This is a genomic window from Nitrosospira sp. TNL200, assembly GCF_055386305.1.
The window spans coordinates 1,683,896-1,700,282 of record NZ_AP041003.1 but is presented as its reverse complement, the minus strand read 5'-3'; the positions used below and the strand labels follow the sequence as shown (position 1 = coordinate 1,700,282).

Annotated in this window: 15 protein-coding genes; 8 read left to right on the top strand and 7 right to left on the bottom strand. The window is 55.9% G+C overall.

Translation table 11 applies throughout. The annotated features are described in order from the left end of the window. Positions 1–22: 22 nt before the first annotated feature. The 4 genes from ACZ5CE_RS07605 (at position 23) to ACZ5CE_RS07590 (ending at position 3,841) form a co-directional block, all read left to right on the top strand. A complete protein-coding gene (locus ACZ5CE_RS07605) occupies positions 23–1,531 on the top strand; it encodes a hypothetical protein (RefSeq protein ID WP_464574282.1) in 1,509 nt (502 codons plus the stop codon). A gap of 113 nt (positions 1,532–1,644) precedes the next feature. Further along, positions 1,645–2,289: a hypothetical protein gene (locus ACZ5CE_RS07600; protein ID WP_464574281.1), complete on the top strand. Its 645-nt coding sequence runs from the start codon at positions 1,645–1,647 to the stop codon at positions 2,287–2,289. After that, positions 2,250–2,990, top strand: a complete 741-nt coding sequence (locus tag ACZ5CE_RS07595; RefSeq protein WP_464574280.1) for a hypothetical protein — start codon at positions 2,250–2,252, stop codon at positions 2,988–2,990. The genes ACZ5CE_RS07600 and ACZ5CE_RS07595 overlap by 40 nt, the downstream gene beginning before the upstream one ends. A gap of 35 nt (positions 2,991–3,025) precedes the next feature. Further along, the gene (locus tag ACZ5CE_RS07590) at positions 3,026–3,841 is read left to right on the top strand and encodes a hypothetical protein (protein WP_464574279.1); all 816 of its coding nucleotides are present in this window, start codon (positions 3,026–3,028) and stop codon (positions 3,839–3,841) included. Positions 3,842–4,040: 199 nt separating this feature from the next. On the opposite strand, the gene ACZ5CE_RS07585 is transcribed toward ACZ5CE_RS07590, so the two are convergent. From ACZ5CE_RS07585 to ACZ5CE_RS07570, 4 genes are all read right to left on the bottom strand, one after another. Beyond that, entirely contained in the window at positions 4,041–5,204 is a 1,164-nt protein-coding gene (locus ACZ5CE_RS07585; RefSeq protein ID WP_464574278.1) for a glycosyltransferase family 4 protein, read from the bottom strand. A 136-nt stretch (positions 5,205–5,340) separates the two neighbouring features. Beyond that, the gene (locus ACZ5CE_RS07580; protein WP_464574277.1) at positions 5,341–6,261 is read right to left on the bottom strand and encodes a rhamnan synthesis F family protein; all 921 of its coding nucleotides are present in this window, start codon (positions 6,259–6,261) and stop codon (positions 5,341–5,343) included. A 92-nt stretch (positions 6,262–6,353) separates the two neighbouring features. Beyond that, positions 6,354–8,012, bottom strand: coding sequence for an alpha-glucosidase (locus ACZ5CE_RS07575; RefSeq protein WP_464574276.1), 1,659 nt, complete (start codon positions 8,010–8,012; stop codon positions 6,354–6,356). 115 nt (positions 8,013–8,127) lie between these two features. Beyond that, the gene (locus ACZ5CE_RS07570; protein WP_464574275.1) at positions 8,128–8,643 is read right to left on the bottom strand and encodes a DUF4142 domain-containing protein; all 516 of its coding nucleotides are present in this window, start codon (positions 8,641–8,643) and stop codon (positions 8,128–8,130) included. A 552-nt stretch (positions 8,644–9,195) separates the two neighbouring features. On the opposite strand from ACZ5CE_RS07570, the gene ACZ5CE_RS07565 reads away from it, so the two are divergent. Further along, a complete protein-coding gene (locus ACZ5CE_RS07565) occupies positions 9,196–9,930 on the top strand; it encodes a hypothetical protein (RefSeq protein ID WP_464574274.1) in 735 nt (244 codons plus the stop codon). A 123-nt stretch (positions 9,931–10,053) separates the two neighbouring features. Here the strand turns inward: ACZ5CE_RS07565 and ACZ5CE_RS07560 are convergent, their stop codons facing one another. Next, entirely contained in the window at positions 10,054–11,502 is a 1,449-nt protein-coding gene (locus ACZ5CE_RS07560; RefSeq protein WP_464574273.1) for an amino acid permease, read from the bottom strand. A gap of 357 nt (positions 11,503–11,859) precedes the next feature. On the opposite strand from ACZ5CE_RS07560, the gene msrB reads away from it, so the two are divergent. Beyond that, positions 11,860–12,384, top strand: a complete 525-nt coding sequence (gene msrB / locus ACZ5CE_RS07555) for a peptide-methionine (R)-S-oxide reductase MsrB (protein WP_464574272.1) — start codon at positions 11,860–11,862, stop codon at positions 12,382–12,384. 37 nt (positions 12,385–12,421) lie between these two features. On the opposite strand, the gene ACZ5CE_RS07550 is transcribed toward msrB, so the two are convergent. Further along, entirely contained in the window at positions 12,422–13,303 is an 882-nt protein-coding gene (locus tag ACZ5CE_RS07550) for a serine hydrolase domain-containing protein (protein WP_464574271.1), read from the bottom strand. Positions 13,304–13,402: 99 nt separating this feature from the next. Then, positions 13,403–14,212, bottom strand: coding sequence for a hypothetical protein (locus ACZ5CE_RS07545; protein WP_464574270.1), 810 nt, complete (start codon positions 14,210–14,212; stop codon positions 13,403–13,405). 330 nt (positions 14,213–14,542) lie between these two features. Here ACZ5CE_RS07545 and tmk point away from each other — a divergent pair, with 330 nt between their 5' ends. Together tmk and holB are read left to right on the top strand one after the other, a co-directional pair. Continuing rightward, complete coding sequence (gene tmk, locus ACZ5CE_RS07540) at positions 14,543–15,184, top strand: dTMP kinase (RefSeq protein WP_464574269.1); 642 nt, start codon at positions 14,543–14,545, stop codon at positions 15,182–15,184. Then, positions 15,181–16,293 carry a DNA polymerase III subunit delta' gene (holB, locus tag ACZ5CE_RS07535; protein ID WP_464574268.1) on the top strand — a complete coding sequence of 371 codons (1,113 nt, stop codon included), beginning with the start codon at positions 15,181–15,183 and terminating at the stop codon, positions 16,291–16,293. Before tmk ends, holB begins: the two co-directional genes overlap by 4 nt. The last annotated feature ends 94 nt before the right edge of the window (positions 16,294–16,387 follow it).

Genomic DNA, 16,387 nt, shown 5'->3' with positions numbered 1-16,387 from the left:
TTCCTCCGAAGATATTTGACAAATGCTGACCAATCAGCCGCTGTATCCGGCCGCGCCTGATACGACGCATCTCGCGCTTGCGGGAGTCTCGGCATCGATCATCGCCGCGGGCGATCCAAGCGGATGGATGAGGAATGCCGGGAGCAGGATAAGCGCCCCGGCTTTGAACGGGGCCATTGCCCTGGACACAACCGCGCTGGGCAACGCGCTCGTATTCGATGGCACGAGCACCTATTTGAGCTATGGCGCGGCGAATATCCCGGCAGCGGAATTCACCGTGCTGTTCGGTGGAATTTTCGACTCTTTCGATAATTACCGGGGTGTCGCCGACTGCACGGTAAACGGGGCAAGCGGCTGGAATATATTCCAGACAGCAGGCGGGGGCTTATGGTTCTCGGTCAATGGGTACGCAGGCAGCCTGCTTTCCTCAGGCTGGCCGACGGGCACGGTGGTGCACGGCGCATTGCGAAACAGGAACGGCGCAACGTGCGACTGGTTTCGCGACGGCGTTAATATCGCGAGCGCCTCGGGAAAAAACCCGGGCGCCGTGACGAATCCGCTATGGATAGGAAACCAGAGGGGAAGCGGGCTGCCCTTTTTATCGGGCAGGTTTGCCTATTTCTATCTCCTGGACAAATACCTGGATGACTTGTCGATAGCGGCCATCGCGGCAAATCCGTGGCAACTTTTCCAGCCGGAAGGAGAAGATGCCTGGGTGCCTTCGAACGGACGCGGCCTGTCCGCCACCGGCCCGGTCCAGAAAAATGCTTCCGGCATTGCTGGGATAGGTCAGGTACAGCCGCTTGCACCTGCTGCGTCTGCACAAATCCAGGCCACCGGCGGGGAGGCAGTCGCGCAGCGCCACATGCTTGCCGGCGCCGCTTCCGCACAAGGCAATCTCGGCGTCGCAATGCCGGCCTTGCAGGGCCATTCGCTCCTGCCGGTTCCGGCAACCCAGGCAAACAGGGGCGAAGCTGGCGAAGTGGAGCTCGTCGCCGCATCCGGGCTCCTGGTTGCAGGCTCGATGCAGCGCAATACGGTCAGCACGACGGCCGTGATAATGCAGAAGCATTTGCTGGCGGTACCATCCTGGTCGATGCAGGGCAATGCGAGTGGCGCCGGCCTCATGCTTTCGACGCATTACCTGATCACTGCAAATCCGGCCCAGGCCAATACCTGCGGAGCAGCCATCATAGGTGAAACGTTCCTGCTGGCCGTTGCTGCATCGCGTCAATCCAATCGTGCGCAAGCAGCGGCGATGGCCGGCGCGATGATCGAATCCGCGCTGGCGAGAGGCCATGTCCAGCAAATGCGCATCAAAAAGCCCGGCATACCCAGCGGTACTCCCGAGTGGCTGAAAACAATGATGGAAATACTGACCGGGCGGCGGGGAAACCGGATCGAGGCGCCAAAATTTCAGCAGCTTACCTTTTCACCGACTCCGACACAGGCGGAATGCGAGGCGTTGTACTCCTATACCAATGCGGTACGCACCGCGCTGGAGCAGGTGATTGCCCGCACGGACGGATGATGCCGAGTCGGGCAGGGCGGTACCGCCATCGCCTGTCCGCATTCCATTGCGCAAAACCGGTATCGCGCCTGCAAGCCGTTTGCCAGTGATTCAGAGATTCCCGGACATGATGAATGAATAATACGCTGGTGGCATTGCTCGCAGCGAACATGGGCGTTACCCTGACATCCGAGTTCGCCGCCGACATCTGCATCGCCGCTGAATGCCTCGACAGGCTCGCGCCAAGAGAAAGTATCGCGCTGATCCGGCCGGAGAAATGCGGGGATTTCGTGTTCTCGCGGGAACGGATCGCGGATATCGGGGAAGAGATCAGGCCGCTGCACCGGGCGCATTGGGATGAAACCGAGGGGCATCGGCATGGGCTGCCATTCGATCCGGATTACGCGACATTTATCCGTTATGAGCATGCCGGGCGCTATCTCCTTTTTACCGTGAGAAAGGAAAACAGGTTGTGCGGAAACTGCGCCATGTACCTGGATCGGAGCGCGCATACGCAAACCCTCCTTGCGACCGAAGATACGCTTTACCTGCTGCCGGTGGCCCGCACAGGCAGGGTGGCAAGATGTTTCGTCGGCTATGTGGAGAATGCCATGCGGCTGCTTGGCGCGAGCGAAATCCATATCACTGTCAAGACAGTCAACAAGGCAGGAAGATTTTTGCGGATGCTGGGCTACAGCCATGTCGAAAATGGACTGGCCAAAATACTGGAGACTGAAAAATGTGCAGCGCCAAACCCCCGAAACCCGATCCGCTCATAGGCCAGGCGGCAAAACAGAACGCCGATATCGCCCAGCAGCAGCTCGAAGCAGCGCAACAGCAACTGGCATGGGAGAAAGAAAGGGCGGCGGTACAGGATCCGTTGATCCGGCAGATCGTGGATCAGCAGATCGGCCTGGGCGACGCCAACGCCAGCCGGGCGGAATCCCAGTGGCAAATCTACCGCGATCTTTTCGCGCCAGTGGAAGCCCGCATGGTCAAGGATGCCAATGAGTATGACACACCCGAACGCAAGGAAAGAATGGCGGCGGAAGCCGCGGCCGACATTGCGCGCGGATACCAGGGCGCGCTGGAGTCCAGCCAGCGGGCCATGGAACGCCTGGGGGTCAATCCAAATTCGGGACGATTCCAGGCATTGTCCGGCGACATCAGCCTGGGGCTTGCCAGGGATACCGCCGGGGCGATGAACAAGGCCCGCCGGAATACTGAATTGCAGGGCATGGCCATGCGCGAAAGCGCGGCAAAATTCGGCCGGAACATGCCGACCACGGGAATTTCCGCGGATGCCGCCGCTCTCAACGCCGGGAACTCGGCCACCGGGAACATGACAGCCGGCACGGCGCTGCATAACGCGCAGCTCGACGCATGGGCGAAGCAGCAGCAGGCAAATGCGCTGTCCGCTGCCGGGCTGGGCAGCCTGGCAGGGCAATTGGGCAGCGCCTATATCGGCAGGCCGAAATAATCGGTCCGAAAATGGCAGATGGAGGGAAGGGCTTCATGTTTAATTTTGGCACTTTTGCAGGCGGACTGGCGGAGGGCCTGCGCAGCGGAGGGGAAATGGAGGCCAGGCGCAAGACGGCTGAGCGCCTGGCAAAAGCAGACGAACGGGATGCGCAGATGCACGAGGCGAGCATGGACAAAGCCCGTTTCAAGCAGGACAGGCGGGAACGCCTGCGGGCCGCCAACGATGAAATCGTGAGCGCCTGGGAGCCGGGGGAATCAGGATTTGCCGCCGGAAACTCCCCCGCATCAGCGGCTGGTTTGTCCAGCCCGGGCGGATTTCAGCCGGAACTTCCTGTTGCCGCTTCCGTACCGTTCCCCCGAACTGACAGCCTACCCGAAATGCGGCCCAATAGAATTGGCAGTCCCGACGCCGGCCTCATGGAACGTTACAGGCGCAATGCGGGACCGCGCGCATTGGCGGACATGCCAGCCGATGAAACGATCGCCCGCCGCATGCTGACGGGCAACCTGCTGGAAGATTCGGATGAACTTACACGCATGGCCAACATCTACAGGAAGCACGGCCTCATCGAGGAAATGGCCCCATGGATGAACAAGGCGTGGGAAGCGAAGAAAAAGCGCATTCCGGATGCACTGCGCTTTCTTTTGACGGGCGATGCGCAAGCCGCGAGAAAAGCCCTGGAAAAAGGAGGCATAAGACTGGCTGATGATCCCGTAGCGATGAAGCCAAATGATCCCCACGGCCCGCGGTGGCAGCTCAGGTTCGAGGATGGCAGGCAGCAGGATATCGATCTGAGGGAGCTGGCTGGCAGATTTTTCCCTTCATCGATATTCAAGCCATACTATTGATCCGGCCAGAACTACTATCAATCCCGTCATTCCGGGCCATTCCTGGCTTGATCCGGAATCCAGCCCAAACCAATAATCCCAAATCCGGTAGTTGAACGCTCTTTTTTTAGTTTAGAACCATGATTCACAAAGATTTTCGCGATACTTGACGTTCATCTGCGTGGCGAGTTCGCTACAAGCGCTGGTATCCTTACCATCCTTATCTGGATTCATCGTATCTGTTCTTCTTTTTTTTCACCACTTCCTCCAGAAGCTTAATCACTTCTCCGGCATATCTCTCCCGATGGAAGCGATCTTTGGCCCAGTTGCGCGCCGTGGTCCCGAGCCTCGATTTTTGCTCGGCATTCTCGTACAAGTACCGTATCTTGGCAGCCAGCTCAAGATAATTTCCGGGCGAGTAGAGCAATCCGGTGCTGCCATCGTGGATAAGCTCCATGGTTCCTCCCCCGGCCGCGCCTATTACCGCCTTTCCTGCAAGCATTGCCTCGATAGTAACGCGTCCGAACGACTCAGATCGAGAACAAATCAACACCACGTCAGCAGTACCGATAAGCGGCATGGGGTTTGTTGCATACCCATGGAAGATAACTTGCTGTTCAACACCACAACGCTCTGCCAGCCCCTCAAGCATTAGTCTGAAGGATCGATCTCCTTCCCCGATCAGGAGCAGGATTGCCGGGATTCCTTGCCTCCGGGCTTCAGCCAGGGCGAGAATGGCTTCATCCTGTGCTTTCGCTTCCTGCAATGAACCAACAATAATGCACTTGAACGCCGTTATCCCCGCTATGGATGGTGGAGGATTATTGGTGAATTCCTTTAATGTTACCGCTTGATAAATTACACGAAACTTTTGAGTGTCCACATATCTGGCATATTCCTGCTTCAAGGTACAGGAATTCGCAATGATCACTGTAGAGAGATGATCGATAAGCCATGTCACCACACGTCGCCCCAGGTCGAACTGCTCCCTGGGATCAACGTAGCCAAACTCATGCAAATGCCATACATGCGGCCTTCGCGCGAGTAGGGCGGCGAACGCCCCCGTTATGATCATAACGGTATTGGTATAGACAACATCGCATTTCCATTCCCGGATTGCTCTTGCCATGGGAAATGCATACATCAGCGCTCTTATAATACGAACGATGCGATTTCGCACTTTTCGCCGGCGCGGCCGCCATTTCGGAAATTCCATCAAGCGCCACTCGATTTGCAATCGGTCGAGTTCAGCAAGAAGGGGGCCTTTTTCCGGCACCAGGACCTTGCACTCGATGCCGCATTTGACCAGACCTTCCAGCAGTTCCAGCAGTGCAAGCTCCGCACCGTATCCACCCGCTGAATGAGATATAAAGCACACACGCATTAGAGATGGGTTTTCGGTTAACCGGTAGTAGTGTGCCTGATGTGCTCAGCGAAGTTGATAAGACGGTCTTTCTGCTAGCATGCCGGCTTGCTTGGAAAACTGGTACCAGGCACCAGACCTCAACAGCTATACTTTGTTAGATGATATTTCCATAAATACTAATATCATAAACAGAATTACTTCTCGCAAGTGTTGCAGAAATTTCTTCGATACTTACACCCTTTTTTATGACAAGACTTTTTTTGATAAAAGGGAAATCGAGTTCGGTAATGAGAGGTTTCCATAAATGAACAGTCGGATCGATCCACTTTTTCGGCCGGGCATCATATTTTGTTTGACCCAGAAGAGTTTCCAAATCGTAAAGTGCGGACAGCTTGAATCGGCGTTGCAGTAATCGCGAGAAGCCTACTTCATATTTTCTTATTATGGCCATCTTAAATTCGAGTGCATCGACGCGGGTAAAAAACTGGATGAATTCTCTGGAGACGATGACCTGTTTTTTACAATAAAGGAAATAGGATTGAAGATGCGGATAGTATTGATAGCAGTCGGTCATGCCGAGCACATCGGCATCATCCGTTTCCAACCTCTCGATGATCCTGGAAATATTGAAAAGCGGACCTATGACGCTATCGTTAGCCAGCAATACAGCCGCATGTTCGCGGAAATGAGGATATTTTTCCAATCCGGTTTTCCAGCTATAAAAATCATAGCCCTTGTTATCCCGATTTATTATTTTTATACAATAATTTGATAATTTGCCCAGATCCTCATTGGAAATCGCATTGCTCGAGCTTATAAATACAATGTCAAATCCAGCCTGTACGAGCTCATCAAGGTAATGGATAACGCTAGACCTGACAATGTCTTTGCTATCGTATGTGCTGAAAAAACATACCGGTTTTTTGAAAGATGGGGATAGGGTTCCCGCCTGGCAATATCTCACACACGGCTTTTTGCCTGTTTGTTCCCGTGACATTAAATAAAGCGATAAGTCACGAAAATAACTCACGTCCTTTTTTATTGCCTTTATAGGCCATTTCATAAATTTCTTCATGGGAAGAGCCGTTTATTTTTTTGTTCAATCTCGGGTAGATAAGGAAGTTGGTATAGTACTTTAGTATAGTTTAAGCGTACTATAGAAATTATTTAACCCCTCACCACCCGCCCTTCGTACGGTTGCAGCCGGTGCGCTTCTGTCTGATGGTGCGTCGAAATCGCTATCTCGTCGTGTCCCACGGGATTCTTCACCGCGGACCCGGACATGTTCAGCAATACCGCAAGCCTCTTATTGCCGAACGTTCGGTAATATGCCAGCACCTTTTTGTTGCAGATGTCATTCGCGATCTCCATCTGGCCTTCACTCAGTGCCGGCGTGGCATTTCGCAGGCGAATCACCCGCCGGTAGAAATTCAGGAGCGAATACGGGTCGCTGCTCTGCTTCGCCACATTGATTTCCCTGAAGTTTTCAGCCAGAGGCAGCCAGGGCTTTACCGAATCGGAACAAAAGCCGGCGTTCGGTTTTTCATCCCACAGCATGGGTGTGCGGCACTCGTCGCGATTGAGAATTTCCTTGCTGCGGTCGACCAGGAACTGCGGAACCCACCGGTGCTGCATGGCGAGGGCATCTTGCCCCTGCTTCAGGGGAATCCGGACTCTTGGCATCCCGATCTCATCCCCGTAATAGGTGAAGGGAATGCCTCTGCAGGTGAACTGGAACAGCGCAAGCAATCTTGCCTTTTCGATATTTCCTCCAAGGCGGCTCATCACGCGATTGCGGTCGTGATTGGCAAAGACGAGGGTCGGCACCAGGGGCGGCGGGAAATGCTTTTCGAATGTTTCGAGCAATTGGCGGTAATTTTCCGCCTTGAACGGGGTGGAGATCGCCTTGAAAAGAAAGATGGCATTGAGGCCCCGTTTACCGTTGTCATGGCAGAATCGCCTGATCAGTTCCTCTTCTCCGTGGGATTCACCGATCAGGACCCGTTTTGGATTATCGAATTCGTCCGTCACCTTCCTCAGCTCGGCGGCGAATTCGAAGCTTTCCGTCTGCAGAAAATTATTCTTCAGGTTCTGGAAAAAAATGGTGAGCGCTTTGTCCGATGGAGTCAGGCGCAAGCTTGGAGGATTGTGCCGCAGCTCGGGATCTTCGTAAATTGCGCTGATAATGTCGAGCCGGAAGCCATCCACGCCTTTATAGAGCCAGAACCGGACGACGTCGAACATGGCCTGCTTGACTTCGGGATTGCGGTAATTCAGGTCCGGCTGGAAAGGCAGGAAAGCGGTGTAGTTGAACTGCTTGCGCCCGGGATAATAGATCCATGCCCTGTTGCCCGCCATTGCCCGCCAGTTGTTCGGGGGCTTTCTGCCGTCCCTGCCTTTTCCATCTTTCCAGATGTACCAGTCGGCCTTGGGATTATCGCGGGAGCTGGCGGATTCCTTGAACCAGTCATGTTCATCCGACGTGTGGTTCAGCACCAGGTCGAACACGATCTTCATTTTCCTGGAGTGCACCTCCTGCACCAGTTTTTCAAAAAGCGGCATGTCTCCATACTGCGCTGAAATGGAAAGGTAGTCGCTGATGTCGTAGCCGAAATCGCGTTGCGGACTTTGGGTAAAGGGAGAAATCCAGATTGTTTCATAGCCGAGATCCGCCAGATAGTCGAGTTTCTCGATCACCCCCTGGATGTCGCCGATGCCATCCCCATTCGCATCGTAAAAAGAGCGCAGGTAGATGTGGTACACGGTGGTTTTCTTCCACCAATTCGGGTCTGAGCAGATGGGCGATGGATTTGCAGGGGATTTCATCCGCGTTTCATCACTGGCATGCCGGATGAGACGAAGCCGGCCGGTAATCTACCGGGAACCCCTCCGGCCGGGACCGGGGACCAGGCGGAGGGTTTCGTTGCGGCTTGGTACGGTTTTACTTGAGCGTGGATTGGAGTTGTTTGGCGTGCTCGGTGTGCGAGACAAATGCGGGACGCACTTTGATCAGCAGGGCTTTCAGTTCTTCATTTTTGGCGCTGGGGATGAGCGTTTTGTCGACTGCATCGAGGACTTGCTGATGATAGGCTACCTCATGATCGATGTAGGCCTTGTCGAATGCGGCACCGCTCAATTTCTTGAGGTTGGCGATATTTTTCTCGCCTCCGGCCTTGAGGCTTTCGCTGGTCGGATTATTCTGGGGCGTGACCTTGAGCTTGGTAACGAGCTCGACTGCCTGCTTGTTCACATCGGCGTGGTCGGTGGCCATCCTGTGGCCAAATGCCTTGACGTCCGCGTTGGATGCCTTGGATTCAGCCAGTTTTCCCGCATCGATATCGACCTGGTTGGCCGTGACGACAATAGATGCAATTTGCGCATCGTTGGGCGCCTCTGCCTTGGCGGCTGTAGCGAACAGGGGTGCAACCAGGGCGAACATGAGCGTGCTCTTTTTCATAAATCCTCCATAAATAAGTCGAATATCGAAAAAAATACCTCCGCTTTCTTGAGACCGTGCCGTTGCGCTTGCGGGAACCTTCGAAGCGCTTCCCGCGCCGGCGCAATAATCGCACGCCGAGGTCGGTGGCGACGGCCTCAAGAATGATACGACTATGATTCATGCGGTCGAGTTCAATGCCGGTGTGATATTTCTGGCAGAGAAATTCAATGGAAGTCCATGTTTAAAAAATGGTTTTTAATTTCGCTCTCTGATCCTGCCCCAATCAGGCGTGCGGGAAAACGCCAGCCGGGTTCGATATGGAAAACCCGGTGTTTCGGATTTTCCCGATGAGGATCAGCAGTATTCGAACTTATTCCTGTCATCCTACTCATAAAAGTATCTGCTCTGTTTCAGGGAATTCCTGAACAATCTCTCGCAGCGCCTGGTCGCTCGCATGAGACTGATTCAGGCATTAGTACCTAAGTCCGATGGCAAAAATGAAAGCAGCTCGTAAGATAGAACCCGTCCATTCGTGTGGATTGAAAACCACTTCCAGGAAAGGGGGGTTACATGAAGAACCTGAGCGGTCCCTTATCGGTAGTTGCTTTGCTGGCAGAACCTTTTGCGGCCAACGCCACGCTGGTTGGCCCGATTCCCTATCATTGCTTTGCGGACTATCCTTCGGTGCGCGCGGCGTTCAGCGCTTTTCCCATGGAGGATTTCGAGGATAATGCTTCGGGTGGGTCTGCCCCGACTGCAACGCCATTTGAAATGCGGCCTGCTGCGTCCAGGGATAATCCGTTCGATCCGGCCGATATCGATGACATGATGGAAGATGGGTATGCCGGGTGCGGCCATACCTGGTTCGCGAGCAGCGACGCAAGCCTGACCTTCACTTTCAGCACGGCATTGCTGGGTTCGCTGCCGACCGATGCCGGATTGCTATGGACCGACATTGGCCTTGCGAACGTCCGAGCGGGCTCCGATAGCGTTCTTTTCGAGGCTTTCGATGCTTCGCACAATCTTCTGGGCGTCATTGGCCCCGCCTCGCTGGGGGATGGCCTTTTTGCCGGGCAAACCGCCGAGGACCGATTTTTCGGAGTCACCAGCCCTGGCGGAATTGCCTCGATACGTATCACTTCGCTAAGCAGCACCGAACGGAATATGGACGAGCCGCAGCATGATCCGATGGAAGCCATGAAGGCCATGGGGCTGGGCGGGGATGGCGAATCGCCCACTTTTCTTGCCCTGCTTATTGTCGGAAGCGCCGGAGCCCAGTTCAAGCGAAGGCGCCTGCAGAGCTGAAGGAGGGGAGGCAAACAAGGTTCCGTGCGGGCTATCGTTGAACTGCTTTCGAGCCGCGCTCTGCCGCTTCGCTTTTGCGCGTCCCATCCCGCAAAGCCCACCGCCGCGCCAGCGGAGACTTATTCAGCGCTTCCCTAGAAGGCTGTGCCTGCGGGCATAGCCGAAATAGATGAATAGCCCGATCGCCGCCCAATAAAGAAACAATCTGATGGTCTCCCAGCCGAGACTGAAAAACAGCAGCACGCATCCCGCCGCTGCCATGGGTCCTACGATGCCGATCATGGGTGTTTTGAAAGGGCGATGAAGAGTTGGGTCGCGGCGGCGTAGAATCATGACGCCCATCGCCACTGTGAAGAAGGCGAACAGCGTGCCCGAGTTTGAAATATCCGCCAGCATTCCCACCGGAAACATTGCGGCAAAGAGCGCGACCGCTATGCCGGTCACGCCGGTGACGACATGCGGAGTATGAAAGCGCTCATGCACGCGCGAGAATACGCCCGGCATGAGGCCGTCCCTGGACATGGTGAAAAGAACCCGCGTTTGCCCATATATCATCATCAATACCACGGAGGGGAGGGCAATGATGGCGGCGGACGCCACCCAGTTTCCGGTCGCGGGATACCCCACGGCGCGCAGTACGTACGCGAGCGGCTCCCTGGATTGCGAAAGTTCGCCGCCCGGCTGGGCGCCAACCGCTCCGACGGCAGCATAGGCTACCACCAGATAGAAAAGCGTGCAGATGGTCAGCGAGCCTATCAGTCCGATAGGCACATTCCGGTTGGGATTGACTGTCTCCTCGGCGGCAGTGGATACCGCGTCGAAACCGATGTAGGCAAAGAAAATCGAGGCCGCCGCTCCAAGTATGCCCACCCCGGAAAATGGCGTACCCCAGCCGTTGGGCAGCAGAGGGTCAAAATTGGCGGCACTCACGGCAGGAACGGCAAGGACGATGAATGCGGTAAGCGCGACGATTTTTACCACGACCAGCACGGCTGTGAATCTGGCGCTTTTTGACGTGCCGATGATCAATAGCACCGTAACGAACAGGGAGATGAGGAAGGCCAGCAGATTGAATCCGCCTGACGAGGTGGCGCCCATGCCTGCGCCGGAGCGCAGGACAATGGTATCGTAGGGTCCTGCGGTCAGAACCAGGGGCAGTCCATAGCCTATCTCATGAAGAAATCCGTTGATATATCCCGACCATCCGACGGCTACCGCCGCGGCTGCCACGGCATATTCCAGAATAAGCGCCCAGCCGACCATCCAGGCCGTCAACTCGCCGAATACCGCGTAGGAATAGGTATAAGCGGACCCTGCTACCGGCACGATGGCGGCAATCTCCGAATATACCAGCGCCGTCAGCGCGCACACGAAGCCGGCGAGGACAAATGAAAACATCATGCCCGGGCCGGCTTTCTCGGCAGCGACCGATGTCAGCACGAAAATTCCGGTGCCGATAATGGCCCCGATCCCCAGCATGGTAAGGTCAAATGCGCCAAGCTGGCGCTTGAGTCCCTTTCGCTCCGCCGATTCGATAATATGCTCAAGAGGTTTGACGCGCTCGAACAGCATGAAAATTTCTCCGGTTAAAAAGATTGAACGCGCTGCCGTTCCCGGCGGCTTCCGGTCATTCCGGAGTAGTCAACACGTTCGCCACGCGAAGAACGAGCGCTGTTTTTCCTCGCGGCTTTCTGCCGGCGGCACGCGGCCGGCGATAGCTGATCCGTTCAAAGCCACGCTATTTTAAACCACCGCGAAACGGATAAAGCTTGTTTTGGCATTTTCATTTCATGAGACAGGAGGATGGGACCGTGGTGAAGAACCTCGCGGATCGCCAGCGGTCAAATTGCTAAGGAAGCGGGATGAATCCCGTATTTTGCGAGGATTTTCGGGAGCTTTCCTTTCATAGGAAATCCGAGGAGGTCTTCCATGGATCGACGGGCTGCGCTGCGAAATCTTGCCATGCTGGCCGCCTTCCCATTGGTTTCAGGTTGCTCGCGCGGTAAAAACCTGAGTGCCACACCCAATCTCATTACCGTCAAGCCCTTGAACAAGCCTCATGAGGAATGGCGCGGCCTGGTTTCGCCGGCCGCATATCGCGTGCTGTTTGAAGGAGATACCGAGCGACCGGGCAGCAGTGCGCTGAACAAGGAAAATCGGGCCGGCACCTATCTATGCGCGGCGTGCTACCTGCCATTGTTCGATAGCGCAGATAAATATGAAAGCGGCACCGGCTGGCCCAGCTTTACCCAGCCTGTCGAGGGACACATGGGAACCGGGCGCGACTTCAGTTATATCATGCCGCGTACCGAATATCATTGCGCGCGTTGCGGCGGCCATCAAGGCCACGTATTCGATGATGGTCCGCGTCCCCGCGGCGAACGCTGGTGCAATAACGGGGTCGCGCTCAAATTCATTCCGAAAGATAACCCGCTCCCACCGCTGAGGAGCTGACGTCTGATCCTGTTTTTCTGTCTTGCCGGATTCAGATTCAATCCTGCGCAATCCTGTGGATTGCTTCACGCTCCACGCCACCCGCGTCGCTGCCTGTCGAGAATGCTGCGCAGCAAAGAGACACCGGTGAATTGTTGTTACGGTAGACGGCGATAAAACTGCTTGGTCCGCCGCCGGTATGTCCGGCAACCCATGTTCCCCCTTCGGTTTTCCCTGCCATGATGCCAAGCCCGTATCCCGGCGATAGCCAGGGCCGGCCGGCTATGGCTTGACCAACACACCGGCTGTCGAGCATGGCAGCCAATAAATCGTCGGGAAGCAGGGGGCCAGTCATCAGCCGGTCCAGTAACAACGCAGCTTCATGAAGCGGCCCAACCAGCAACCCGTGGTAAACCCAGCCTGGTTCGTAGGTGGCGGCCTTTCCCATCTCAACCTCGATCAGATCTTCCCGCGACCTGGCCAGCCGCACATGGCCGAGTCCCAAGGGGCGAAGGATCAGTCGCTGCAGCGCAACCTCGAATTCCTCGCCGGTCTCAAGCTCGATAAGGCGCCGCACGTACAGATATCCGATATTGGAATACGTCCAGCCACTGCCAGGCGGGTAGCACAAGCTTCCTGCATTCGTGCGCGCCAGCATCTCCTCATCCGGCCAGGGCAACTGATTCTGATCCACCGCTATATGATAGTCAGGCAGTTGCCCGTAGTCCGGAAGTCCCGCCTCGTGGCGTAGTAGCTGCCGAAGGGTGAACGGTTGATTTTCGATTGTTTTGTCCAGCGACAGCAGTTTGTCGCGCACCAGGGCGAGTGCCGCGGCAGCGATGACGGTTTTGGTGAAGCTCCACCATGGCACGGCCATGGCCTTGCCTGCTTGCGAGATTACCTTGCCGTTCCGGACAAGCGCATGAAACATGACAGGCATTCAGCGTGGCGGGGAAATGGAGGGTCGTTTTTCCCCGGATTCGGAAGGCCGGGAAGTTCCGGGGTGCGGTGAAATCTGCTGGCGGCTGGCAGGCTGGAACTATGGAACGGCATTCAAGGTGGGAGCGGATACCGGCTTCGTGGCTTCATCCCGCCTCTGCCTCAATTCCTTCGTATTGAGATCGATGACTCGTGGATCTTTACCCTCCCGTTCCCCGGCCTGCAGATCCAGCGCCTGCTTATCCCTTTCCTTGTTCTTCGATGCTGCGGTTCTGGAACCGGCAGTTTTCGAATCCTGACCCTTCACTTCCCCTTGTCTGGTTTCCCTGGTCCTGGAATCCTTGAGTTTGCCATCCTTTCCCTTCGTCTGCTTTGCCTTTGCATCCTGCTCCGTCTTCGAAGCATTCGTATCACTGTATCTGTTCTTCAGATCATGGACGATCGCGGCATAGCTTCGATTTTCATTTTGCATCTGCCCATGCAACTGGGCATATTGCAGGTTATAGGTTGTGCGTGCGCTCTCGAGTTGGCGTAATTTGTCTTCCAGCACACGTTTGTTATGGGCGCTGCTCTTTACTTCCGCAGCCTTGGCTGCCACTGTGACATCCTCGATTTTCTGGCTCAATTGCTTGAATAGCTGAGCCACGCTAGTGGCGGCAGCGCTATAGCGACGGTAGTGGAGTTCCATCCGCTCCAGCTCGGTCAGCGGTTCGCTGCCGGATGGGGACGGGGCGGGTATGGGCGTGTTCCCCGCCGCCTGGTCATGCTCCACCCGCGATGTTTTCTCCACCGGCGCCGCGCTTGCGCTCGGCATACCCGGCAAGCACGGGCCATATGCCGCTATCGCCAGGATGGCCAGCGTCATCGCGCTGGTTTTTCGACCGGATGAAGTCCTGCTGTGGAAAGCCATGATAAACTCCTGAATGTAACGTTCTTCGGGATCACGCGCTGCCCAACGCGTTGCAATCACATTGCAATCGCATGGCATTCGAGGCGCTGGCAACATGGTATACCCATTCGCGAGGCTGACCAAGGGCGCCACGACGATTCTAGCCGAATCGCCTTGTTCTTGCCCTTCCCTCATGAAAGCCCTGGCGACCCTGGCGAAAGGATCAAAAGCCGGATCGATATCCCCCGCCCGAGCGGGATCATGCCCCACCGGCGCCAGTAACCGGCTCAGGGGCTGGTTGCACGCAAATCAAGCATAGGATCTTTACATCCACCTTACACTTTATCAAAAATGACCTCGACAACGTTTTCCGGCAAGTTCATCACCCTTGAGGGCATGGACGGAGCGGGCAAAAGTACCCAGTTGCAAGGGATCGAGAAATTTTTGCTCGAAAATGGGAAACCGGCAATCGTCACCCGCGAACCCGGCGGCACGCCTCTCGGGGAAAAATTGCGAGAACTGCTGCTGGACACTGACCAGCCGATGCATCCCGAAACGGAGGCGCTGCTGATGTTTGCGGCCCGCCGCGAGCATCTGGACAAGGTTATTTTCCCGGCCCTTGAAAGAGGCGACTGGGTGATCTCGGATCGATTCACGGATGCGAGCTTTGCATATCAGGGCGGAGGCAGGGGAATGTCCCTGCGCAAACTCGACGATCTGGAAGCATGGGTTCAGGGGAAATTTCAACCCGACCTCACGCTTTATTTCGATGTGCCGGTCGAGGTAGGCAGGCGGCGTGTCCATGCCGCGAAGCCTCCGGACCGGTTTGAAAAAGAACGGGATGAGTTTTTTCGCGGAGTGCGGGCCGCCTATCTGGAGCGGGCAAGAAAATTCCCTTCGAGAATACGGGTAATCGATGCCAGCGTTCCTCTGGACGAGGTCACGAAATCGGTGAGTGATTTTCTTTCCGCCATCTGTCATGAATGGTCATGAATGATATTTTTTCCTGGCAGCGAGATGTGTGGCGACCGCTGGCGCTTGCCGGTCAACCGGGTCCGGGAAAGGCTTCCCTGGGGCACGCGTTGCTCTTGAGGGGCAGGAAGGGCATCGGCAAGCTCGCATTCGCCCGCTGTCTGGCCAAGTCGCTGCTATGCCGCAACCCAACGGTCGAACGCCTGTCCTGCGGGGCATGCGCGAGTTGCGCGTGGTTCGAAATCGGCGGGCATCCCGATTTCCGCCTGATCGAACCGGAGATCCTTTCGCAAACGGCTGATTCGCCAGAATCTTCGGAAGCCGTCGGCGAAAAAGCGGCTGCCGAGGCAAGTGCCGGGGATGAAATTACGGACGGAAAGAAAGCGGCGAAAAAACCCAGCAAGCAGATTACCGTGGAGCAGATTCGAAATGCGGTCGATTTCGTCAATATATCCAGTCATCAGAGCGGCTACAAGATCGTGCTGATCCATCCGGCTGAGACGATGAATGCCGCCGCCGCCAATGCCTTGCTGAAAAATCTGGAAGAGCCGCCGGCGTACACCTTGTTCATGCTGGTCACGCATCAGGCGCAATATCTGCTTCCGACCATACGCAGCCGCTGCCGCCAGGTCGCCATGCCTGCGCCGGACCGCGCCGCCGCGCTTGGCTGGCTAAGGCAGCAGGGAGTTAAAAATCCCGAAATCTGTCTTGCTTCCGCCGGCTATGCGCCGCTTGCGGCGCTGGAATTCAGTCATGGCGATTACCTTGATTTGCATGGCAGCTTCATCCAGCAAGTCAGCGCGCGCGACCTTAATCCAGTCGCTCTTGCGGACAGGATGCAGAAAACGGATATGGCGATAGTGGTGAGCTGGCTGCAGAAATGGAGCTACGATTTAATGAGTTTTCGCGTTACAGGGGAGATACGCTATCACCTCGACAAGGTGGAGGCCATAAAATCCCTGGCGTACGGCATCGATCCCCGGCAACTGAGCGTTTATCTGCGCAGCTTGAACGAAGCACAGCAGCTTGCGGCCCATCCTCTCAATCCGCGCCTGTTCCTCGAGGATCTGCTGATTTCCTATCTCCAGGCGCTGCCCCCCCGGCCGCCGGCGACAAGCGCATTTGCGTGATCGATATTCGGTGGCAACGAGTTCCCGATAGAGCTTTATTTGCCGGCCATGCGCCATCTCTTCGCAATCGACCGAAAGCCTTTCCCGAAGGAAA

Excerpts from the sequence above, each read along its gene's own strand:
- ACZ5CE_RS07605 (WP_464574282.1), top strand. The coding sequence starts at position 23 with ATGCTGACCAATCAGCCGCTGTATCCGGCCGCGCCTGATACGACGCAT.
- ACZ5CE_RS07600 (WP_464574281.1), top strand. The coding sequence starts at position 1,645 with ATGAATAATACGCTGGTGGCATTGCTCGCAGCGAACATGGGCGTTACC.
- ACZ5CE_RS07595 (WP_464574280.1), top strand. The coding sequence starts at position 2,250 with ATGTGCAGCGCCAAACCCCCGAAACCCGATCCGCTCATAGGCCAGGCG.
- ACZ5CE_RS07590 (WP_464574279.1), top strand. The coding sequence starts at position 3,026 with ATGTTTAATTTTGGCACTTTTGCAGGCGGACTGGCGGAGGGCCTGCGC.
- ACZ5CE_RS07585 (WP_464574278.1), bottom strand. The coding sequence starts at position 5,204 with ATGCGTGTGTGCTTTATATCTCATTCAGCGGGTGGATACGGTGCGGAG.
- ACZ5CE_RS07580 (WP_464574277.1), bottom strand. The coding sequence starts at position 6,261 with ATGAAGAAATTTATGAAATGGCCTATAAAGGCAATAAAAAAGGACGTG.
- ACZ5CE_RS07575 (WP_464574276.1), bottom strand. The coding sequence starts at position 8,012 with ATGAAATCCCCTGCAAATCCATCGCCCATCTGCTCAGACCCGAATTGG.
- ACZ5CE_RS07570 (WP_464574275.1), bottom strand. The coding sequence starts at position 8,643 with ATGAAAAAGAGCACGCTCATGTTCGCCCTGGTTGCACCCCTGTTCGCT.
- ACZ5CE_RS07565 (WP_464574274.1), top strand. The coding sequence starts at position 9,196 with ATGAAGAACCTGAGCGGTCCCTTATCGGTAGTTGCTTTGCTGGCAGAA.
- ACZ5CE_RS07560 (WP_464574273.1), bottom strand. The coding sequence starts at position 11,502 with ATGCTGTTCGAGCGCGTCAAACCTCTTGAGCATATTATCGAATCGGCG.
- msrB (WP_464574272.1), top strand. The coding sequence starts at position 11,860 with ATGGATCGACGGGCTGCGCTGCGAAATCTTGCCATGCTGGCCGCCTTC.
- ACZ5CE_RS07550 (WP_464574271.1), bottom strand. The coding sequence starts at position 13,303 with ATGCCTGTCATGTTTCATGCGCTTGTCCGGAACGGCAAGGTAATCTCG.
- ACZ5CE_RS07545 (WP_464574270.1), bottom strand. The coding sequence starts at position 14,212 with ATGGCTTTCCACAGCAGGACTTCATCCGGTCGAAAAACCAGCGCGATG.
- tmk (WP_464574269.1), top strand. The coding sequence starts at position 14,543 with ATGACCTCGACAACGTTTTCCGGCAAGTTCATCACCCTTGAGGGCATG.
- holB (WP_464574268.1), top strand. The coding sequence starts at position 15,181 with ATGAATGATATTTTTTCCTGGCAGCGAGATGTGTGGCGACCGCTGGCG.